This window comes from Pedobacter lithocola (genome assembly GCF_042650845.1).
Lineage (GTDB): Bacteria > Bacteroidota > Bacteroidia > Sphingobacteriales > Sphingobacteriaceae > Pedobacter > Pedobacter lithocola.
On record NZ_JBHSBW010000012.1, the window covers coordinates 1 to 733 of the forward strand.

At 41.9% G+C, this 733-nt stretch carries 1 protein-coding gene; it reads left to right on the forward strand.

Going from position 1 to position 733, the window contains the following annotated elements; translation table 11 throughout:
* Positions 1 to 733: immunoglobulin domain-containing protein (locus ACFOWA_RS14025; RefSeq protein ID WP_449302195.1), on the forward strand; the 733-nt coding region annotated here is incomplete at both ends.

Here is a 733-nt window from a genome sequence, read left to right on the forward strand (position 1 = left end):
TTTGGTACAACGAAACTGGACAGGTTTTGCAATCTGCACCAACACCTTCAACTGCTGTTGCTAGAACATTGAAATACTATGTTGCTCAGAAATTTGATACAGAGTGTGAAGGTCCAAAAGCGGAAATAGTGGTAACCATTAATCCGCTTCCTGCAGCTCCAGCTGTTTCTGCTACTTTAGCATATTGCCAAAACCAAACTGGAGTTCCTGAACTTAACGCAACGGCAACAAGTGGTGCAACCTTGGTTTGGTATAATGGAGCAGGACAAGTTTTGCCATCTGCTCCAACACCTTCAACTGCCATGGTTGGAACTCAGACATATTATGTTTCGCAGAAATTTTCTACAGGATGTGAAGGTCCAAAAGCTGAGATAGTGGTAACCATTAATCCACTTCCTGCAGCCCCAACTGTTTCAGATGTAACTTATTGCCAAAATCAAACAGGAATTCCTGCATTAACAGCAACTAAAGAAACTATTGCAGTCTTAGTTTGGTACAACGAAACTGGTCAAATTCTTCCTTCTGCTCCAACACCTTCAACTGCTACCGTTGGAGTTCAAAAATATTATGTAACGCAGAAGTTTAGCAAAGGTTGCGAAGGTGATAAGGCGGAGATTACTGTTACCATCAATCCGCTACCTGCTGCTCCAACTGTTTCTGCTACTTTAGCTTATTGCCAAAACCAAACTGGAGTTCAACCGCTCACAGCAACTAAAGGAAATAATGCTACTTT